The 19670-nt window shown below is 57.3% G+C and carries 20 protein-coding genes; 9 read left to right on the forward strand and 11 right to left on the reverse strand.

Translation table 11 applies throughout. From position 1 onward, the window contains the following. Positions 1-53: 53 nt before the first annotated feature. On the reverse strand, positions 54-764 hold the full coding sequence (locus tag E2L05_RS14815; RefSeq protein ID WP_133343683.1) for an IS6 family transposase: 711 nt from the start codon (positions 762-764) through the stop codon (positions 54-56). 244 nt (positions 765-1008) lie between these two features. Here E2L05_RS14815 and E2L05_RS14820 point away from each other — a divergent pair, with 244 nt between their 5' ends. Next, positions 1009-2073: a replication initiator protein A gene (locus tag E2L05_RS14820; protein ID WP_074637844.1), complete on the forward strand. Its 1065-nt coding sequence runs from the start codon at positions 1009-1011 to the stop codon at positions 2071-2073. Here the strand turns inward: E2L05_RS14820 and E2L05_RS14825 are convergent. The 8 genes from E2L05_RS14825 to phnD form a co-directional block, all read right to left on the reverse strand. Next, positions 2070-2384, reverse strand: coding sequence for a hypothetical protein (locus E2L05_RS14825; RefSeq protein WP_074637846.1), 315 nt, complete (start codon positions 2382-2384; stop codon positions 2070-2072). The genes E2L05_RS14820 and E2L05_RS14825 overlap by 4 nt on opposite strands. Next, positions 2381-3109: a ParA family protein gene (locus E2L05_RS14830; RefSeq protein ID WP_037275336.1), complete on the reverse strand. Its 729-nt coding sequence runs from the start codon at positions 3107-3109 to the stop codon at positions 2381-2383. The genes E2L05_RS14825 and E2L05_RS14830 overlap by 4 nt, the downstream gene beginning before the upstream one ends. Positions 3110-3260: 151 nt before the next feature. Next, the gene (locus E2L05_RS14835; protein WP_036743748.1) at positions 3261-3527 is read right to left on the reverse strand and encodes a Txe/YoeB family addiction module toxin; all 267 of its coding nucleotides are present in this window, start codon (positions 3525-3527) and stop codon (positions 3261-3263) included. Between the two features lie 658 nt (positions 3528-4185). Beyond that, a complete protein-coding gene (locus E2L05_RS14845) occupies positions 4186-5088 on the reverse strand; it encodes an HAD-IIA family hydrolase (protein ID WP_243721997.1) in 903 nt (300 codons plus the stop codon). Positions 5089-5152: 64 nt separating this feature from the next. Then, positions 5153-5950, reverse strand: a complete 798-nt coding sequence (gene phnE, locus E2L05_RS14850) for a phosphonate ABC transporter, permease protein PhnE (protein WP_133343685.1) — start codon at positions 5948-5950, stop codon at positions 5153-5155. Next, on the reverse strand, positions 5947-6738 hold the full coding sequence (phnE, locus tag E2L05_RS14855) for a phosphonate ABC transporter, permease protein PhnE (RefSeq protein ID WP_133343686.1): 792 nt from the start codon (positions 6736-6738) through the stop codon (positions 5947-5949). Before phnE (E2L05_RS14855) ends, phnE (E2L05_RS14850) begins: the two co-directional genes overlap by 4 nt. After that, the gene (phnC, locus tag E2L05_RS14860; RefSeq protein WP_133343687.1) at positions 6735-7508 is read right to left on the reverse strand and encodes a phosphonate ABC transporter ATP-binding protein; all 774 of its coding nucleotides are present in this window, start codon (positions 7506-7508) and stop codon (positions 6735-6737) included. The genes phnE (E2L05_RS14855) and phnC overlap by 4 nt, the downstream gene beginning before the upstream one ends. A gap of 63 nt (positions 7509-7571) precedes the next feature. Further along, positions 7572-8528: a phosphate/phosphite/phosphonate ABC transporter substrate-binding protein gene (gene phnD / locus E2L05_RS14865; protein WP_394346559.1), complete on the reverse strand. Its 957-nt coding sequence runs from the start codon at positions 8526-8528 to the stop codon at positions 7572-7574. Between the two features lie 266 nt (positions 8529-8794). On the opposite strand from phnD, the gene E2L05_RS14870 reads away from it, so the two are divergent. From E2L05_RS14870 to E2L05_RS14885, 4 genes are all read left to right on the forward strand, one after another. Further along, complete coding sequence (locus tag E2L05_RS14870) at positions 8795-9532, forward strand: winged helix-turn-helix domain-containing protein (protein ID WP_243721998.1); 738 nt, start codon at positions 8795-8797, stop codon at positions 9530-9532. Between the two features lie 4 nt (positions 9533-9536). After that, the gene (locus E2L05_RS14875) at positions 9537-12041 is read left to right on the forward strand and encodes an ATP-binding protein (protein ID WP_133343690.1); all 2505 of its coding nucleotides are present in this window, start codon (positions 9537-9539) and stop codon (positions 12039-12041) included. 363 nt (positions 12042-12404) lie between these two features. Next, positions 12405-13034, forward strand: a complete 630-nt coding sequence (locus tag E2L05_RS14880; protein ID WP_243721999.1) for a tyrosine-type recombinase/integrase — start codon at positions 12405-12407, stop codon at positions 13032-13034. Positions 13035-13039: 5 nt separating this feature from the next. Further along, on the forward strand, positions 13040-13300 hold the full coding sequence (locus E2L05_RS14885; protein ID WP_076535674.1) for a WGR domain-containing protein: 261 nt from the start codon (positions 13040-13042) through the stop codon (positions 13298-13300). Positions 13301-13620: 320 nt separating this feature from the next. On the opposite strand, the gene E2L05_RS14890 is transcribed toward E2L05_RS14885, so the two are convergent. Beyond that, complete coding sequence (locus E2L05_RS14890) at positions 13621-13836, reverse strand: hypothetical protein (protein ID WP_133343691.1); 216 nt, start codon at positions 13834-13836, stop codon at positions 13621-13623. A 20-nt stretch (positions 13837-13856) separates the two neighbouring features. Next, positions 13857-14600, reverse strand: coding sequence for a hypothetical protein (locus E2L05_RS14895; protein WP_038068556.1), 744 nt, complete (start codon positions 14598-14600; stop codon positions 13857-13859). Positions 14601-14807: 207 nt separating this feature from the next. On the opposite strand from E2L05_RS14895, the gene E2L05_RS14900 reads away from it, so the two are divergent. The 4 genes from E2L05_RS14900 (at position 14808) to E2L05_RS14915 (ending at position 19408) form a co-directional block, all read left to right on the forward strand. Next, the gene (locus tag E2L05_RS14900; RefSeq protein WP_076535676.1) at positions 14808-15071 is read left to right on the forward strand and encodes a BrnT family toxin; all 264 of its coding nucleotides are present in this window, start codon (positions 14808-14810) and stop codon (positions 15069-15071) included. Continuing rightward, positions 15058-15273, forward strand: a complete 216-nt coding sequence (gene brnA / locus E2L05_RS14905; RefSeq protein WP_066009074.1) for a type II toxin-antitoxin system BrnA family antitoxin — start codon at positions 15058-15060, stop codon at positions 15271-15273. Before E2L05_RS14900 ends, brnA begins: the two co-directional genes overlap by 14 nt. A 102-nt stretch (positions 15274-15375) precedes the next feature. Continuing rightward, a complete protein-coding gene (locus E2L05_RS14910; RefSeq protein WP_133343692.1) occupies positions 15376-18567 on the forward strand; it encodes an Eco57I restriction-modification methylase domain-containing protein in 3192 nt (1063 codons plus the stop codon). 1 nt (position 18568) lies between these two features. After that, positions 18569-19408, forward strand: a complete 840-nt coding sequence (locus E2L05_RS14915) for a DUF3800 domain-containing protein (protein WP_133343693.1) — start codon at positions 18569-18571, stop codon at positions 19406-19408. The last annotated feature ends 262 nt before the right edge of the window (positions 19409-19670 follow it).

The raw sequence follows: 19670 nt of genomic DNA on the forward strand, positions 1-19670 counted from the left end.
GGGACTGTTGCGTTAATTTGCGCGTGTTGAGCTTTCCCTGATGGCACAGGTGGTTACGTGGCGGTTTTGAAGAGGCTGGCGATGAATTCAATCTCGCCTCTGACGCCGGGTTGTTTGTGGTGGATATGGCCGCGTTTGATGGTCCGAATCGTTTCGACTCCGCTGAGGGTCGCTTTGGCGGATCGGAGCGAGCGGAAACTCTGGCGATAGCCAAGGAGCCGTTTCATTGCGGCGTGGTCGCTCTCGATCAGGTTGTTTCGCCATTTCCGGTCAATGTGACGGATGCTGTCGAAGTGCGGGTCATATCGGTGGTTGATCTCGCGGATGACGCGCCGGTAGGCGTGTGCCTTGTCGGTGCAGATTGTTACCGGCCGGTGGAGCCGCACGCGCTCGATCGCCTTGCAAAGAAAGGCTTTCGCGGCCTTCGCATCGCGTCTTGCGGTCAGCCGAAAGTCAACCATCTGCCCGTTGGCATCGATCGCGCGCCAGAGGTAGCGCCACTTGCCGCCGACGCGGATATACGTTTCGTCCACATGCCAATCAACGCTGCCGCGGCGCAGATGCCGTTCGGTGCGCCGCGTCAGCTCCGGGCCAAACTTCTGGACCCAGCGATACACGGTCGACCGATCGACGTTGACGCCGCGCTCCGCCAGAAGATCCACAACATCTTGGTAGGACAGCGGGAAGCGCAGATACCAGCGTACGGCGCACAGGATGATCTCACGTGGAAAACGATGGTGCTTGAACGGTGATTTATGCGGCATCGAGAACCTCCAAAGCCACATCGTCGCTACGAAACGAAGCTAATGCAACAGTCCCGTTACGCTGTGGATAAGTGTTCGTAGGACTATGAATTAATTAGGCTTTTAGAAGTGGCCTGTGTGTAGAGTCACGATAAAGCGTGTGTAAAGACACGAAGGAACGTGTGTAAAGACACGAAAGGGCTGTGCCTGTGTGTGAAATCACGAAAGGGCTTGACCGTGTGTGTGAAATCACGAAACATAGGTCATGGTGTGTGAAATCACGAAAGACGGCGACCGCTCTCCCTTGCTGCCTGATCGGCAGGAACAAGGCGACTTTTTTGTATGCGATATCTTTGATGCCGCACCCAAGGGCGACATGGCTTCGATGGCGCATCCGATTTTCTCGCTTTCTACAAAACCAGATCACCGAGTGCGGCGATACGAAGATGGGACGGGGCGAAACTATCTCGAAGTGAAACCTTCGTCCGATGGTCTGGCAACGATCCACGATCGCGATGTGCTGATCTACTGCATCAGTCAAATTATGGCAGCTATCAACAAAGGTCAGAAGGTTTCAAAAATCGTTCGCCTGAAGGCGTTCGACCTTCTGAAAGCAACGAACCGACCATCGGATGGGCGTGGATATAGCGGCCTTCGAAGCGCCCTCGCCCGGCTGCAAGGGACACAGATTGAGACGAACATCGTGACCGGCGATGTCGAGCAATTGGATATTTTTAGCATCATCGACCGCGCTCGTATCGTACGTGAAACCCGTGATGGTCGGATGCAGGAAATCGAAGTGCAACTCTCTGATTGGGTGTTCAACGCGATCCAAGCGCATGAAGTTTTGACCCTTCACCGGAACTATTTCCGGCTGCGTAAGCCATTAGAGCGGCGCATCTATGAGATCGCCCGCAAGCACTGTGGCTCGAAGAAAGAGTGGAAAATCAGTCTTTCTGCTTTGCAAGACAAGTGCGGATCGGCTTCGACCTCTCGCGAGTTTAAGCGGCTGGTCGGCAACATTGTCGCTCAAGATGAGGCGTACAATCACATGCCGGACTATTCAGTCCGGTTAGACGAAAACATGGTCGTATTTGTAAACCGTCACGCGGAAAAGCCGCAAGCTCTGGCGGCTCCATCCGGGGCGATCCGTTTGAGCCCTGACGTTTATCAGGAAGCCCGTAAGGTTGCGCCGGGATGGGATATCTACACGCTAGAGCAAGAATGGCGCGAATGGATGGCCGACGGTGGTCTCGATGCACCGGCCAACCCGGACAGGGCATTCTTAGGGTTCTGCCGGAAAATCTTTGAGAAACGCGGCAACCCTTAGCCGCTTCTACCCTTCTGTTCTTCAAGCAACAACTCCAAGCCCTGCCAAAGGGTAAGATCGCGCGTTGAACAAAAAGCCCGGAAATCATCCACTACGCGCTTCGGGCCAGGTATCGAAACTTTGTCCTGCGGCTCTTTGCGTTTGGGGCCAGGTTTAAGGCGCGTCGTTGGCTCCCTGTTGACGAAGCCAAGATCGGCACCGGCCCTAACGGCCTCGCTCAATGAGCCGCCATCGACCTTTGGCCGAGGCTTGGGCGCTGGTGTTGTCTTGGGCAGGTCGATCCCACCTGAGAAGCCGTATTTCCCGCTCATGTCACTTGCTCCTTGGTAAGGGTTGCAATGACGGTTTGTGCGTAGTCGCGGGCATTCTCGATGGCTCCGGTCACCTGCTTCATGGCCTTGTCGGATACAGACGCGGTTTTGCCCTGCATTTCTTGCGTCACGATGTCAGGCAGCTCTGACAAGAGCACACCGTCCCGGAATATGCGGGTGTAAGGCGCGCGCTTGGCGATCCGAACGGGTAGCGTCGGGATGTTGTTGAGCTCCATTTCTTGCCGCACGTCGCGCTCATCCGTGGTCTGGAACGCGGCGTTGGTGCGAGTGAACAAGAGGGCGTAGTTGATTTGCGCGCGGATCATGTTTGCTGTGGTTTGCACCAAGCGAACCGCTTGCGCGGCTTGCCGGGCTTCCATGGGCGAGCCATCGAGCGGGATGATGCACAAATCGGTCCGCGATAGCGCGAAAGTGACGATCTGATCCTTCGACCCTTCAAGGTCGATAATGAGATAGTCAGCCTCGTCGGATAGGCTGTCGATGAGCTCGACCGTCTCTTCGGCCTGCGGTCGCGCATGAACTGTGAAAGGAACGTCTCTGCCTTCGGCTTCGCGCGTCTGGGCCCATGCAAGGATGTTGGCGTTTGGGTCCAGATCGAGAATCGCAACGCGACCGCCAGAAATAGCGATCTGTTCAGCCAAGAGCATGGCGGACGTAGTTTTCCCCGAGCCGCCTTTCGGGTTTGCGAAGGTGATTACATACATGGCGGTAGATTGCCTGCGTTTAACTCTAACGTCAACTATGTCGTTAACATTAATTATAAAGTTAACTTTAACGACATAGTTAGAGTTAACTTCGAGAATACTTTGAGACGTTCGACCTCGTCACATCTAGGTCGTTCAACCCTACGGGTTTTCAGTAATGGAACCGCAGTTGCGCAATCTCTAGGCTTTGGCCATCGCCAGCTCCACTGACCCGGTAGACCATTCGATCTTCCTGAGAAATCCGCCGGGACCACCAGCCAGTCAAATCACCCTTCAAAGGTTCCGGCTTGCCGGTTCCCTTGAAGGGGGTCCGCTTGCACTGCTTGATCAGCTCGTTGATCCGGTCGCGTACCTTGTCGTTGGTGTTGACCCAGTATTGATAGTCTTCCCAGGCCTGATCGGAAAAAACCAGCTTCACTCGGTCAGCTCACGCTCTTCGCCAGTTCCAGCATCGAGTTGCGCGATCGACGCGCGCAAGCGGGATGCGTTTTTCGGTGTGGACAAGAGGTGCAACGTCTCGTTGACGGCGTTCCNGATCGCTCGATCCATGACGCCCTTCAGTTGAGCTCGTGCGTCTGAGTAGGTCATAACATCCATCGCGACTCTCCTTGTTGTCGCAACCTTATATGTACAACATTAAGTACAAGTAAAGAGGTCGCGCCAAACAAAGGTTCACATTGATGCGAAGCTCACGCTTCCATGCGCGCTTTTGGTTAAAAGCTCGCATGAGGGTGAGAGCGGACGTTCATGGAGAGCGCAGCGAAATCCCGGTTCGAGCCCACACCTACCTAGACTGCAACTGCAGAATGCTGCCCATGCAGAAAACCTAGTGCTTTCAGAACGGCGCATTACTGCCATTCGGATTCTTGCTTGACGAGTAACGCACAATCTCAAAGCCGCCATCCGTTAAGAGACTTAGCACCGATGAAACTCTAATCAACAGTTACCGCGCCGCTGGTGTTCAGATTTAGTTTTGAAGACAGAGAAGGGAGCAGTTTTCGAGAACGAAAACTTTGCGTGACGTGATCTGGCAAGGAATATTTGAAGTCTTGTGGTATAGCCTAATGCCCCGAGACCTAAATGCGACAAACGGACCAATCGGCACATAGGCCCGCACGCCTGGCGAACGGCTGTGTTTCATAGCCCGCGAATAGTCCGTCTTGCGTAACCAAAACCGTGCGCCAGCCTCGTGCCGCGGCCCCCAGGATATCCGTGTGAAGCGTGTCGCCGCACATCGCGATCCGGTTCTTCCGGGCCGTCGGGAGCGAAGCTTCGATCAGGTCGTAAACTTCAGGATAGGGCTTCCCGAAAAAACGCACGTGTTCAGGGAAGGTGTCGGCGATTAGGTGGCCGAAATACCCCGGTTCTATCGAGAACCCGTCACCACGGGGGGCGGCGAGATCGGCGTTCGCGATCAGCAACGGGCGCGGATTGCGTCGCATGGCGGCGTCTAACAGGTCTTGTTGCGAGGCTGTCCAGTCGGCGGCCGAGAGAAACAAAAACTGGTCCACTTTGTCATAGTCAGCGGCGTCCCCCGTCAAGCGCGACACTGTGCCGGGCAGATCGCGAAGCTGGTCTACATCGGCGGCAATCACGCCCCAATGCCCAGGACCCATCGCTTCAAGGGTTGCCTGCCGGCTGGTGATGATCTCGTCATCTTCGACCCGTAGGCCCAAACGCTTAAATTTGGCGATAGCACCGCTGCGGTCATAGCTGGCGGCGTTGGTCAGGATACGTATGGCGCAGCCCCGCGCGCGGAGTTGATCAAGGCGCACATCAGCTCCCGGGATCAGGGTTTCGCCAACGTTTAACACGCCAAAGGCATCGAAGACGAAAGCGTCGACTTGGTCGGCGATATCGAGCAGGGATTGAATGTTTGTTGTGTCCGGCTGTGTCGTGACCTGCGGTAGTCGTGTGCGGACCTCTTCATAGCGGTCGAATATCTGTTGCGTGGTCAGCGGAACATCAGGCTTGGTCACGTTGTCTGTCCTTTGGGTGGCAAAGTATCAGGGCAGCTGGATCTTCCAGCTGCCCTGATAAACATTACAGCAGCTTCTTACGTAGCGCGGAGGAGATCACCTCACCTGCGATGACAAGCGCAAGGATCGTCAGCAGGACCATCGACACCTCTTGCCATTGGAAGGTATCAATCGCGCCTTGCAGGATGATCCCGATGCCCCCCGCCCCGACAAGGCCAAGGACGGTGGATTCCCGCAGGTTGATGTCCCACCGCAGGATACTGATCGCGAAGAACGCAGGCATCACCTGTGGCACGATCCCATACAGCACCACCTTAAAGCGCGACGCGCCGCAGGCTTCCAGAGCTTCCACCGGAGCGGGGTCAATCTCCTCAATCGCTTCCCCTAGCAGCTTGCCAAGGAACCCGATTGATCGGAACATGATCGCAATGATCCCCGCGATGATGCCCGGCCCGAAGATGGCCACAAACAGCAGCGCCCAGATGATCGTGTTGACCGACCGCGACGACACCAGAATGAACCGCCCGATCCACAGGCAGACCACATTCGGCGTGGTATTTTGCGCCGAGATGTAGGCGACAGGCAACGACAACACGACTGCAATCATTGTGGCGATTGTGGCGATGTTGATGGTCTGCCACGTGGCCTCAAGGATGGATGGCAGATTGGTCGGGTCCGGCGGCACCATACGGGCGAAGAGGTTGACCAGTTGGATCGGTGCGTCCCAGACCCATTCCCAGATCACGTCGATACTGCCCAAGGCCCAGACCACCACCAGCGTGACAGCCAGCAACGCACCATAGCGTTTCATCCGCTGGGCAGGGGTAAACCGCGCCCATTCGTGTGTGAGTGTCTGTGTCATGTCATCCGCTTTCTGATCATGCCGCTGACGGCTTCGGAAATCAGGATTGCGCCCACGATGACCATCGTGATGGCAAGCGCAAAGTCGTAGTCATAGCGCCCGAATGCATTGGCAAGGGTCGCCCCGATGCCGCCCGCGCCAACAATGCCAACCACGGCAGAGGCGCGCAGATTACTATCAAGCTGATAGATCCCGAGCCCCACAAGGCGCGGCATGATCTGCGGCAGGATTGCGTAGATCATTGTGCTCAAGAACGGCGCCCCGACAGAGCGCATGGCCTCAACCTGCCCGAAGTCGATCTCCTCGATCCGTTCGGCAAGCAGTTTGGCGACAAAGCCGATGGAATAGACCGTTAGTGTCAGCGCACCCGCCAAAGGGCCAAAGCCCACGGCCTTCACGAAGATAATTGCGACAATCACAGGGTGGAAACTGCGGGCAAGGATGAACGTGCCGCGGCCAATGAAATAAACAGGCTTGGGCGAGATATTCCGCGCGGCCATGAAGGCCAGCGGCACTGACAGGATCATGCCCAGCGTAGTGGCAAGGATCGCAATTTTCAGGCTTTCCATGAAGCCCGAAATCAAAAGGCCGGATCGTTCAAAGCTGGGCGGAAACGCCCCGCTAAAAATACGCTGAGCCCGTGTCAGGCCTTGGGCTGTGCGTTCCCAATCGATGGGCAGGGTGGCAATGGTCCCGATCACGTAGACCGCGACGGCGATATAGAACGCCCACCTCACGATCGGGGACTTAATGAACGGCGGTTTGCGCCAGACGGTTTGGGTGCTCATGCGACGGCACCCATTTCCTGACGGTCCTCGGACGGGGTGCCCGCGTATATTTCATCCATCTGCGTGGCATCAAGCGCGGCAGGCTTGTCGTCGAAAATGATCCGCCCGTAGCGCATACCGACGATCCGGTCGCTGTATTCTTTGGCTTCGGTCACGTTATGGATGTTGATGATCACCGGCAGGTTCAATTCACGCGCAAGATCACGCAGCAATGACATGATCTGTTCAGAGGTTTTCGGGTCCAGCGAGGCCGTAGGCTCATCCGCCAGCAGGATTTCAGGGCGCTGCATCAGGGCACGCACCACGCCCACACGTTGACGTTCACCGCCCGACAGCTCGTCAGCGCGCTTGTCGGCGTATTGGGCGATGCCCACCCGTTCCATCAATTCAAACGCACGTTCGATGTCTTCAGCAGGATAGCGACGGGTCAACGCGGCCCAGGTAGAAATATAGCCCAGACGACCGGACTGTACGTTTTCCATAACGCTCAACCGGTCCACCAGATTGAAGCTTTGGAACACCATCCCCACACGGCGACGCGCCTTGCGCAGGTCTTTTGCACCCAGCGTCGTAAAGTCGGTGCCGTTCAGCGTGATGCTGCCGGAAGTGGGTTCAACCAACCGGTTCACACAGCGCAAAAGCGTGCTTTTGCCTGCACCGGACGATCCAATTATCGACATCAGTTGTTCGCCCTGAACCGACAGGTTCAGATCCTTCAGGACAGGCGCACCTTTCCCGTATCTTTTCACAAGATTCTTAATTTCTAGCATGTTGCCTCTCAGATGCGCGTGCCACCCCGACCTATTTGTCGGAGTGGCCGTCTGCAGGGGGGATTAATTGTCGGCGAGGCCCTGTGGCGTGTATTCGACGCCATTGGACGCTTGAATTTCACGGATCACAGCCCATTGGTCCTGATAAGTAATCGGGACAAATTTGCTGACACCTTCGAATTCGTCACCCAATGCGGTGCCTTCGAACTCAAACGAGAAGAACGCCTCTTTGATGGTGTTGGCCAGCTCTGGGTCCAGATCGTGTGCCAGTGTGAAAGACGTTGTTGGGAACGGATCGCTCTCCCAGATTTTGCGCACATCGGCGGTGTCATACAGACCGCGTTCCGCCATGCGGTCCACCACTTCGGATGCCACGGGGGCTGCGTCGTAGTCGCCTGCGACAACACCCAACATGGATTGGTCGTGCGAGCCGGAATAGACGACTTCGTAGTCCTTATCAGGGATCACACCAAGACCGGGGAACAGCGCGCGCGGAGCTTGGTTGCCAGAGTTTGACGTTGGCGAGGTGTGCGCCACACGGCGGCCTGCCAGATCAGACACTTCTTGAATGTCGCTGTCAGCCTGCGTGAACACCTGCAGTCGATAACCGAACTGACCGTCCTCGGCCCCCATAATTGCAAACGGCACGGCACCTGCCAAGTTTACAGCAAACGGTGTCGGCCCTGTCGAAAAGCCCGCGATATGCAGACGGCCAGAGCGCATCGCCTCTACCTCGGCAGAATTCGATTGCACCGCAAAGAACTGCACGTCTTTGCCCGTCGCATCTTCGAGGTGCGCGATAAACGGCGCCCAGATGTCCGCGTAAACCGCAGGGTCTTCGACGGGCGTGTATGCGAACACCAAAGTATTCGGGTCATTCAATTCAGCCGGATCTGTTGGCGCGTCGGCCACAAGGTCACCGTTCGCATCGCAATACAATGCGTCGAGCGCACCACGTTCGGCGCATTCTTGGGCGGCGGCAGCAGTTACACTGCCAAGCACCAGCAAACTTGCAGCCATAGCTGTATTGGTCACTTTAAAAGTCATATAGATCTCTCCCTAATTATCTCTCGCATTTGGTAGGATCCTCCAACCGCTACCACGCGATCCGGCAAGCCTAATTGCATCGCACCCGCTACGGCGAGGGTGGCTATGTTAACACTCAGTTACAGCGGTAGACTTTAATGTTAACAGTATTACAGGCAGCCCATGCCCCCTGTCTTTTCCCCTACCTGCGGTGCAATTTAGGCGAAACCTGTCATAACACTGCATCGGGGAGGATCAGGGTGACGTCGGACCATCAAACCCAAGATCAATTGCCGCCCGTCATCGCAATCGTCGATGACGACCAAGAGGTCCGTGAGACCTTGTGCGAATTGCTGTTGAGCAGCGGGTTCATCCCGACTGCCTGCGAGGGCAGCGCCGATTTCCACGCGCTTGGAGCACCTCCTGCCGTTGATCTTGCGATCATTGATCTGCGGCTGCGCGGGGAATCCGGCCTTGATTTGGCGGTGCAAATTGGCGCCCGCTATGCCTTGCCAATAGTGATGCTGACAGGGGTCGGGGACGAGATCGACAAGATCATCGGCCTTGAAACGGGAGCTGACGATTACCTGATGAAGCCCTTCAACCCGCGCGAGCTGGTCGCGCGCATCCGCTCGGTGCTGCGTCGCTACGGGCATAGCGTGAACCGTGCGCCGGCCCTACCCGAACACACGATCACATTCGGGCGCAAACAACTTGACCTGCAAAGCCGGATCCTGCTGGATCACGCGGGCCATGAAATTCCGCTGACGAATGGCGAATACCGTCTACTTGAATATCTGGCGCGCAACCCCGCGCAGGTGATTTCGCGGCCAGAACTTTTGTCCGAACTGGGGTCCGATATGGAACGCTATGTGGATCGCACAATTGACGTGCTGATCCTGCGGTTGCGCCGCAAGATCGAGGACACACCATCGAAGCCCGTTCACCTGCAAACCCGTCGCTCGCAGGGCTATTTCTTTAAGCTGGAAGCGGAGTAACGCCATGCGGCCCGCGTTCCATACGCCCAGCGTCAAGGCGCGGCTTTCGATTGCCATCCTGACGCTTTGCGCCGTGACCCTGATCATCTCTGCCGTCAGTCTTTTGCTGCTGCGCAACGCGGAAAACTGGCTCGATACGATCCACCGCGACACGCTGTCCGAAGTGTCGCAAGCCCTAGAGCTGTCGCGCAACGCCGCTGACCTTGCCACCGCCGCGCCGTTTCTTTTGACGGTTCAGGTGCCCTATCAACGGCAGGTGGACGCCGATGCGATCCTGCGCACCATCGACCGATTAAACGTCTTGTCAGACGGCACCGACGACCTGACCCTGCCATTGGCGCGCATCCGCGTGGCCATTGCCAACCTGCTGCGCGTGTCGTCACCGCAAAGCTTGCTTCAGACCGAGATTGCAAAGATCGATATTGATCTGGCCCGCCTGCAAGACAGGTTCCAGCGACAGGCCAATATAGCCGAGGCGACCCTGGATGATCGCCTGGCCTGGGCGGCCTTGGGCCGGTTGACCAGCGACGCCCGCAGCGTGACCCGCGCGCGAGAGATTATCGAAGTCGGGGAAATCAACCGCCGCTTTGACCGCAGCCGCGCCGCCCTGCCCGACAGCCCCATTGCCGCCGAGGGTCTGCAAGAGATCGAGGCCATTCTGCGGCGCCCGACCACGGACCTGTTCCAACTCAAATACCAGTCGCTCACCGCCGCGTTGGATGCGGAGAATGCACTGTTCCGCATTCGCCAGCTGTCCAGCGACATCAGCGCCTATGCCACATCGCGGGTCGAAGCCGCGCAAGAGCGGTTGCGGGTGGCGCGGATGCAGACCTCGCGCGATCTGAAGCTGGCGCAAACCGGCGTGGCCTTGCTTGCGCTGTTCAGCGCCTGTGTGGCGGTGATCTCGTCGCTGTTCGTGTCGCGCTATGTCACACGCAACCTGCGGCTTGTGGCGGATGGAATGCGGCAACTGGCGGCGGGGGATCACTCTGTCACCGTGCCGACCAAAACCGCGACGGATGACGAAATCGGCCAGCTGTTCCATGCCTTCGGCGTGTTCCGGTCTAACGCGCGCAAACTGGATCGGCGGACGGCGCAAATCACCCGCCAGAACACCCTGTTTTCCAGCGTGTTCCGCGGCATCAAAGACGGTGTGGCGATCCTGACACCGCAGGGTGAAATCGAGGCCGAGAATGACAAGGTGCGCGCGCTTTTGAACATCCCCAACGACGCCCCCGCGCGGACCATGCAAGACCTGTTGGCGCTGTCAGCCTATCGTTTGCAAAGCGGGTCGGATGATCGCGGCGGATATGACGAATACACCAACCCCATGGGGGACGTGATCGAGGTGCGGTCGTCGCATTTGCCTGATGGTCGATCCGTCTGGCTGCTGTCCGAAGCCACAGAGCGCAAGCGCATCGAAGACCGTCTCGAAGAAATCCGCCGCGTCGAAGCGCTCGGCAAGGTCACGGGCGAGGTGGCCCACGATTTCGGGAATATCCTGTCGACGATTTCAGGCAACCTGCATCTGCTGGAAACATCCAACGCAACCGCCGCACACTTCCGCCTTGGACGGATCAGAACCGCCGTTGATCTTGGCGTTTCGCTGACCGAACGTCTGGTCGCTTTTGCCCGCAAACAACACCTTGAACCAGAGAGGGTCGATCTTGGGTCGCTGGTGGAAGGGATGCAGGATTTGTTGGATATTGCATTGCCGGAGAACGTCGATCTCCACCTGGAACTGGGCCCCGAACCGCTGCATGTCTCGCTCGACCCGGGCCAACTTGAAAGCGCATTACTAAACCTGTGTATGAACGCGGCGCAGGCTATTCCGAATGCCGGCAACATCTGGATCAGCCTGACGTCGCAGGACCGTCACGCTGTTCTGTCGATCAAGGACGACGGCATTGGCATGACTGAAGACACCCGCCGCCACGCGTTTGAGCCGTTCTATACGGACCGTCCGGACGGAGAAGGCACAGGACTGGGCCTATCGATGGTATACGGTTTCGTAACCCAATCTGGCGGAAATATCGAAATTCGCTCAGCCATGGGGCAAGGCACAACCATCGTAATTCGCGTCCCGATTCTGGACACGCCACCGGTCGCCAAGCCCAAGATACCGTTAGCAGGTACGGCAATCGTTGTTGATGACAATCGGGAAACGGCGGCTGCCTTAAAGGTCACCCTCGCGACACTCGGGTTCGATACATTGGTCGCTACAAACTATTCGGAAGCGCAAAAAATCGTCGAACAAACACCAGAAATAACACTATTGGTTTCCGACCTAAATCTAGACCATGGGCATTCAGGGGTGCAATTGATCCAAGTAACACTAGAACGTAACCCCTTGGCATTTGCCATTTTGATATCATCGCGCCTGCCTGCCCAAGTCCCTGTGATCAAGAAGTTTCGCAACCGCTTCGAAATGCTCCCGAAACCCGTCGATAAAACTGATCTCATTCATGCCGTGACCGACGCGCGTAGACGAATAGTTGAACTTGTTTAACACTCCAGTTCGGCAGCACGGAAGACGGCCAACCACCAGAATGTCCGCTTTTCCATTAGGAGGCTCGTCTCAAGCTTCTGAAGCGAATGTCTGCTTCCCGCCGGCCTTACGGCGCGTTCTCGTAAACAGCGAAAAGTTCGCGCTTGCGTGCGAACGGCAGCTTCGTCCGCACACCGGCCTTTGGTGCCTCACGCAGCGAACGTCGGCTTTCGCCTCATGCGAGCTTTATTCCAAAAGCTCGCATAAGTGCCAAAGCTGAAAGCCCAACAAAACATGGGGAAAGTGCAGCATCGCGCAACATCTTACTTCTATCATGCAAGGTTTATAGGTATTATAGTGCTATAACCTCGCAAGGATTTGCCCGTGAAAGCTGCTACCGAGACCGCTTGGAATAAAGGCCGCGTGGTCGGTAAAAAACCTCCGCTGATGCCCGACCAGGTATCCCTGATCCGGATGATCCTGCGCCAGGAAAAAGCCTTACGTGATCTGGCGCTGTTCAACACCGCCCTCGATACCAGTTTCCGGGGATCTGACCTGGTACGCCTGCGGGTCTCGGATGTGGCCACCCTGGCAGGGGTGCGCGAAATCGTCGAAATCCGACAAAAGAAAACCGAGACGCGCAATGCGCGTCCGGTCCAGGCGCGCCTGTCCTCCGGGACGCGCGACAGTCTGAGGGCTTATCTTGCCGACTCTGAAAAGCCGCTGCACGGCTGGCTGTTCACGGGGCAGGGGGCACGGTGGGCCGACACCCACCTCAGCGAAAGCCAGCTTTGGCGGCTGTTCCGCTCCTGGCTGGAAAAGGCCCGCCTCGATCCCAGCCTCTACGGCTTGCATTCGCTGCGCCGGACCTTCCCCACCTACATCTACCAGCAGACCGGCAACCTGCGCGCCGCCCAGCTCCTGCTCGGCCATGCCAGCATTGAAAGCACCAAGGAATACATCGGTACCGAACAGGCTGAAGCGCTGGAAATTGCGCGCAAGTATCACCTGTGACGGCCATGCAGACTTATCTTGAGAAACGCCAGCCTGCGCAGAAAATGGCTCGGTTCTACAGGATGGCAGTGATGCCGAACCTGTTCGGCGAATGGACGCTGTACCGCGAATGGGGCCGCATAGGGCAGGGCGGTCAGGTGCGGATGGATTGGTTCGAGGACGAGAACCAGGCCGTTGCGGCTCTGGTCACACTGGAAGCCTCCAAGCGTCAGCGGGGCTATTGGGTGGAGCCTCAGCAGCTCGCGATGTTTGATCTGACCGGTTGAATTCACGCGGCCACATCTCAACCGTTCAGCTGGATTTACAACAGCGTTGCCAGTATGTTCTACTTTAGATTAACAACATTGAGAGGCAAAGTATGAGCGGTGAAAACGATAGCAGCAGCAGAGAAACGAAGCCTGCGCCAACCATGGTAACAAGGCCGCACAGCAGTGAGAACGTTTCGATAAACTCGCAACAGCCCATGGCAAGTGCGCCAGTCGCGCCGCCACCGCCAAAGCCAAAGAGGTAGGCGAAGTGGCTAAGACCCCTAAACCTCCGCCAAAGCCCCCCGTCAAACTGCCCCCGCGAAAGGCAACGGTCGGGGTTAAGGTCCAAGGATCACAGCAGCCCATTGCTGCTGCACCTGGGACACCACCACCGCCCAAACCAAAAAGGTGAAACACATGGCTAGAGAGCCCGCGCCCCCGCCTTCACCACGTCCGTCAAGCATTCCGCGCTCGATCCCCGAAACGAATACGCGGCCTAGCCCGAGCGCACCCGTCGCGCCGCCACCCCCGAAGAGGTAAATAAGTGCTATCATCCGATAATCAGACGCCGGTATCAGTCAGCGGACGGGTCTTCATCCCCGACAACGCTAGACCCCTTCCCAGTGCCCCGTCCTCGTCGCCACCGCCGAAGAAGTGAGGGGGCGTGCCTAATGCGCACTTCTGAGATTTCTCCGGCAGGAATTATCGTTATTTCCGGCCCCCAGTCACCATGCTCGGGATCAACTTTTTCCCACTCACCGGATTCTTTGTCTCGGTAGTCAGTAACATAGAGTGCGATAGAGCCATCTTGCCCGAGTATCATTGGGCCGAAGGGCGCTTTCTTGAAGTCGTCAAGACGCTCGCATTGCAGTGTCGTCCCGTCTTTTTTTACAACAGTGATCTGCGACGGCCCGGAGTCTTCTCGATTGATAACAGTTTCCCATGCGGCGGTATTTCTGTCTGACGACGATATTCCTGCGCCACGCAGAATTTCTGGAAGGCTGTTGACGCTCACTCGACGCCAGATGGCGGCGACAACGAGTGCCGCCACTATGCCCCCAACACTGGCAGCATATCCGGCCCACAGGGGCAGTGCGACAGCATCGCTGGATGTGGGACCCCACGCCAGGTAGATAGCCAGTAGAAGAGCAGATGCAGCTTGAGATATGAAGGCAAAGACGAGAGCAATTGCTAACGTGTCCAATGTTTGGTGCGTGCTATCGCGGCCCGTGTACGCTAGGCGATAAGAAAGATACCCGGCAACCAATATTGCCAGGGTTTGATAGGGTAGCTGTAAGAGCCTTTCGATAGCTTCCATTCCGATAGTCAGAGCACTGTTTCACCGCGCCTGCAACATGGCTGGGCGCAGCCATGTTGCAGGCTATGAACCTTGACAGCCCAGCAACGCCGCCCGCATGTCCTAAGGACATGCGGGCGGCGTTGCTGCTTGTAAGCTGAAAGATCTCACTACCAAGCCAAGCTGAAAAGTATAGTAATTATACCTTTTTCACCTTATGTTGCGCTCATGAAGTTCGAGTATGACCCCGACAAGAGCGCCGCGAACCGCGAAAAGCACGGTATCGACTTTGATGAGGCTCAGGCTCTCTGGGATGATCCTTATCTGATCGAGGCCCCCGCCAACGTCACGGATGAGCCACGCTTTCTGGCGGTTGGCATGATCGGGGCCAGACACTGGACGGCTGTCTACACACACCGGAGCGACCGGGTGCGGATCATCTCCGTGCGCCGCGCTCGCAAGCAGGAGATTGACCACTATGAAGGCGACTGAATTCGACGAACGCTTCGACGCGGGTGAAGACATGTCCGCCCATGTCGATTGGACAAAGGCGCGCCGCCTCAATGTCGAGGCAAAGCGGGTGAACGTGGATTTCCCGACCTGGGTCGTCGCCGGTCTGGACCGGCAGGCTCAGAAGCTCGGCATCACCCGTCAGGCGCTGATCAAGATGTGGATCGCAGAACGCCTCGAATGAGGGCCGTTGCGACCAGGCACGAATAAAGCCAAGGCTTGTCGCCATCCGGAAAAAAACAGCATCGTAAAGCCGACCGATGGCGGCAAGAAAGACCGATAGTTCATGAATTTGTTCAACCGCAAGACCCTGAAGCGCCACATCAAAGCCGATCCAATCCCGTCAGACCGTTTGGCTGCGCTGGAAGCCTGGACAGAGTTGATCAGCTCGGGCCGGATTGAACGCCTGAAGGAAACCGCCCTGCATGGGCAGTTCGCCTCCAAGATTGTTGAAGGTGTTCTCGGCTACCACGGCCCGGCTGGTGGCGCAGATTACAACGTCTCAACCGAACAAAATATTCTGCGCGGCAGCGTCGATCTGGCGCTTGGCCGCTTTGGCGGCAAGACGCCTGACATCGTGGCACCGTTCGAGCTGAAGGGCGCGGATACCCGCGACCTCGACGCAATCATGCCGGGCAGGAACAAGAGCCCCGTTCAACAGGCGTGGGAATACGCCATGAACGCGCGCGGCGTGAAATGGGTGCTGGTCTCGAACATGATCGAGCTGCGCTTCTACGGCTTCGGGGAAGGCACCTCGGCCTATGAGGAATTTCGCCTCGACCAGCTGACAGACCCGGAAGAATACGCGCGCTTCATGCTGCTCCTGTCAGCGGAAAACCTGCTGTCTGGCCGCACGGCTGATCTGCTGAAAGAAAGCCGCCGCGAAGACAAAGACATCACCGACAGCCTGTATCAGGATTACAAGGACCTGCGCCTCAAGCTCCTGAGTGCTGTCCAGAAGGCCGATGCCGCGATTGCGCCTCTCGATGCGATCGCCCTCGCGCAGAAGGTCCTCGATCGAGTGCTGTTCATCGCCTTTGCCGAAGACACCGGCCTGCTGCCAGACAACACGCTGGAAAACGCCTTCGTCGCGCGCGACCCTTACAACCCTCGCCCCGTCTGGGACAATTTCAAGGGCCTGTTCCGCGCCATCGACGAGGGCAACAACGAGCTGAAAATCCCGAGATACAACGGGGGTCTGTTCCGCGAAGACGCGGTTATCAACGGGCTGACCATACCCGATGACATCTGCGAGGGGTTCAAGACTCTGGGCGGGTATGACTTCGCCTCCGAAGTCTCCGTCACGGTCCTCGGCCATATCTTCGAACAGTCCATCGCGGACGTGGAACGCCTGCAAGCGATCGCGCGCGGTGAAGAGGAAGAGCCTGAGAAAACCACCGGCACAAGCGGACGGCGCAAGCGTGACGGGGTGGTTTATACCCCTGATTACATCGCGCGCTTCATCGTGGCCGAAACCCTGGGAACGCATCTGCGGGAAATCTTCGAAGACACCTTGCGCGCTCACGCCAAGAAGGGCGCGGACGTCACCGACTACGAAAACATCCCCTGGCGAAAAAAATCGGCCGAGCTGGAAGCCTGGCAAGCCTATCGCGATCGCCTGAAATCCTTGCGCATTGTTGATCCCGCCTGTGGCTCCGGTGTGTTCCTGATCATGGCCTTCGATTTCATGAAGGCCGAACTGACCCGCGTGAACGACAAGATCAAAGACCTGCTGCCCAAGGCCGAACATTTTGGCGATCTGCTCGACTATGTCCCCGACAGCGAAATTCTGACCGATAACCTTTTCGGCGTGGACGTGAACGAGGAAAGCATCGAGATCACCAAGCTGTCGCTCTGGATCAAGACCGCCCGGCGCGGCAAGGTTCTCGACAGCCTGTCGGGCAGCATCCGCGTCGGCGACAGCCTGATCGAGGACAGCAACTTTGCCTATCTCGATCACGCCTTCACCTGGGAAACCGCCTTCCCCGGCGTCTTTGCCGAAGGGGGCTTCGACGTGGTCCTGGGCAACCCGCCCTATGTGCGGATGGAATTTCTGAAGCTGCTGAAACCCTATCTGGAAAAGCGCTATGAGGTAGTTTCCGATCGGGCCGATCTCTACTGCTATTTCTACGAGCGTGGCCTGCGCCTGCTGAAACCGGGCGGGCGCTTGGGCTATATTTCCTCGAACACCTTCTTCAAGACCGGATCAGGCAAGCCCCTGCGCGAATATCTACTGAAGGAAGCCACCATAGAAAGCGTGGTCGATTTTGGCGACCTGCAAGTCTTCGAGGGGGTGACCACCTATCCGGCCATCCTGACCATGAAACGAGGTGCCGCGCCCAAGGGGCATGAGCTGCGCTTCTGGAAGGTGGATGCTCTGCCGGAAAACAACTTCCTCGCCACTTGGGAAGCCGCTGCCGGCCCGTATCCACAAACGGCCCTGGGGGCCGGGTCATGGGAACTGGAAAACCCCGCCCTGCGCGCCCTGCGGGACAAGATCAAAAAGGGCAGGAAGACCCTGAAAAGCGTATATGGCGCACCATGCCGGGGGATTGTTACAGGGTTGAACGGAGCCTTTGTGATCGACAACGTTACCAAAGAACGCCTCTGTGCCCAGGACCCAAAGTCTGCCGATTTGCTGAAGCCCTTCTTCGAAGGCAAAGACCTGAAACGCTGGCGTGCCGAACCGCGCGGCCTGTGGCTGATCTACATTCCTAAGAACCGGATCGACATTGACGATTATCCCGCCATCCGGGAATGGCTGCTGCCCTTCAGGGACAAACTGGAAAAGCGCGCCACGAAACAGGAATGGTTCGAGCTCCAACAGGCGCAGGAGGCCTATGCTCCGCACTTTGCAGCGCCGAAGATCAGCTATCCGCACTTCAACGCCGAGCGAAATTTTTCATTCGAACCCCAAGGGGCTTTCTCGAACGACAAGTCCTATCTGATCCCGTCCGATGACCAGGCTTTGCTGGCGCTCCTAAACAGTCAGGTGCTCTGGTTCATGTTATCATCTATGAGCCCGCCAGTGCGGGGCGGTTACCATGAGCTGCGGGTGCAATACGTTGAAAAGCTGCCAATCCCGAAATGGGATGACACAAGGCGCGCGCAGCTCGCCACTGAAAGCAAGCGCGCCAGTAGTGCCGCGCATAAACGTCTGGCCCTGCAAACGGCCCTGACGCGCCGGATTCCCGATCTCTGCCCGCCTGAACGTGAACCCAAGCTGACAACCCGGCTTCAGGAATGGTGGACCCTGCCCGACTTCGCCACTTTCCGCGCCGAGGTGAAGAAGGTGTTCAAGGCCGACATCCCCCTGACCGATCGCTCCGACTGGGAAGACTGGATCAACCGCGACCGCGCCGAGATCGCCCGCCTGACCGCCGAAATCGCCCAGGCTGAAGCCCAGATCGACAGCATCGTCTATGACCTGTTCGACCTGACCGAAGACGAAATCGCCCTGCTAGAAAGCGCAGTTTGACGTGACAGATCAGAAAATTAAACCCGCCATCCTAAATTTGTATCTGGACGATTCCGGCACACGTCACCCAAGCCGGAAGCCTGGGAAGAAGCCTGCGCATGGCTATGACTGGTTTGCCCTTGGCGGTGTCCTGGTCCGTGAAGAGGACGAAGAGGAAGCTCGCCGTCTGCACGCAGCCTTTGTTGAAAAATGGGGTGTCACCGCCCCTTTGCACTCGTCTGAAATCCGGTCCCAGAATGAAGGTTTCCTATGGCTTCGGGGCAAGTCGAAAGACGAACAAGGCGCGTTCTATGAAGACCTCTACGGTCTCATGCGCGATGCGCCGGTGATCGGTATTGCCTGTGTCATTGATCGTCCAGGCTATAACGCCCGGTATGCGGCTCAATACCTCGAAAACCGCTGGATGCTGTGCAAGACGGCTTTCTCTGTCGTTGTCGAGCGGGCTGCAAAGTTTGCAATCGGCCAGGGCCAGCGGCTTCGTGTGATGCCGGAGAAGTGCAACAAGACGGAAGACGCTGCTTTGAAGGCGTATTACGCCGAGTTACGAACTGATGGCCTGCCCTTCGATACCAAGAATTCCGGAAAGTATGCACCGCTCACCACGGAACAGCTCAAGACCACGCTTTACGATCTACGGTTCAAGGCCAAATCATCGCCCATGGCCCAGCTTGCAGACCTCTACCTTTGGCCCGTTTGTATGGGTGGCTACAACGCTGGAAACAGGCCATATCGCCGCCTTCGGGATGATGGGAAACTGATCGAATGCATTCTGGACGATGCTGATCACGCGACTCTGGCAACAAAATACAGCTGCTTTGAAGGCGTTGATCGGAAAGCATAAACCCCGCCACAAGGGGCGGGGTATGGCGACCGCACAGGCGATCTCGTAGGCTAAGCCTGCTACGGCATATAACGTGTTTCAGTTAAGAAACCAATAATTTTTCGCATAACGTAACTTTTCTTGATCACGTGCTGTTCCCAATCCCGCGCAAACGATCGTTCGCTGGTATCCCCCGTTCATCACCAAGCAACCCCCTTATGCGCGCATAGCCGCTCTGTACGCCGCTTTCAGCGGCTGCCACGTGGACGGCCCCAGGTTTCGG

Source organism: Meridianimarinicoccus aquatilis, assembly GCF_004358675.1.
GTDB classification, from domain to species: domain Bacteria; phylum Pseudomonadota; class Alphaproteobacteria; order Rhodobacterales; family Rhodobacteraceae; genus Meridianimarinicoccus; species Meridianimarinicoccus aquatilis.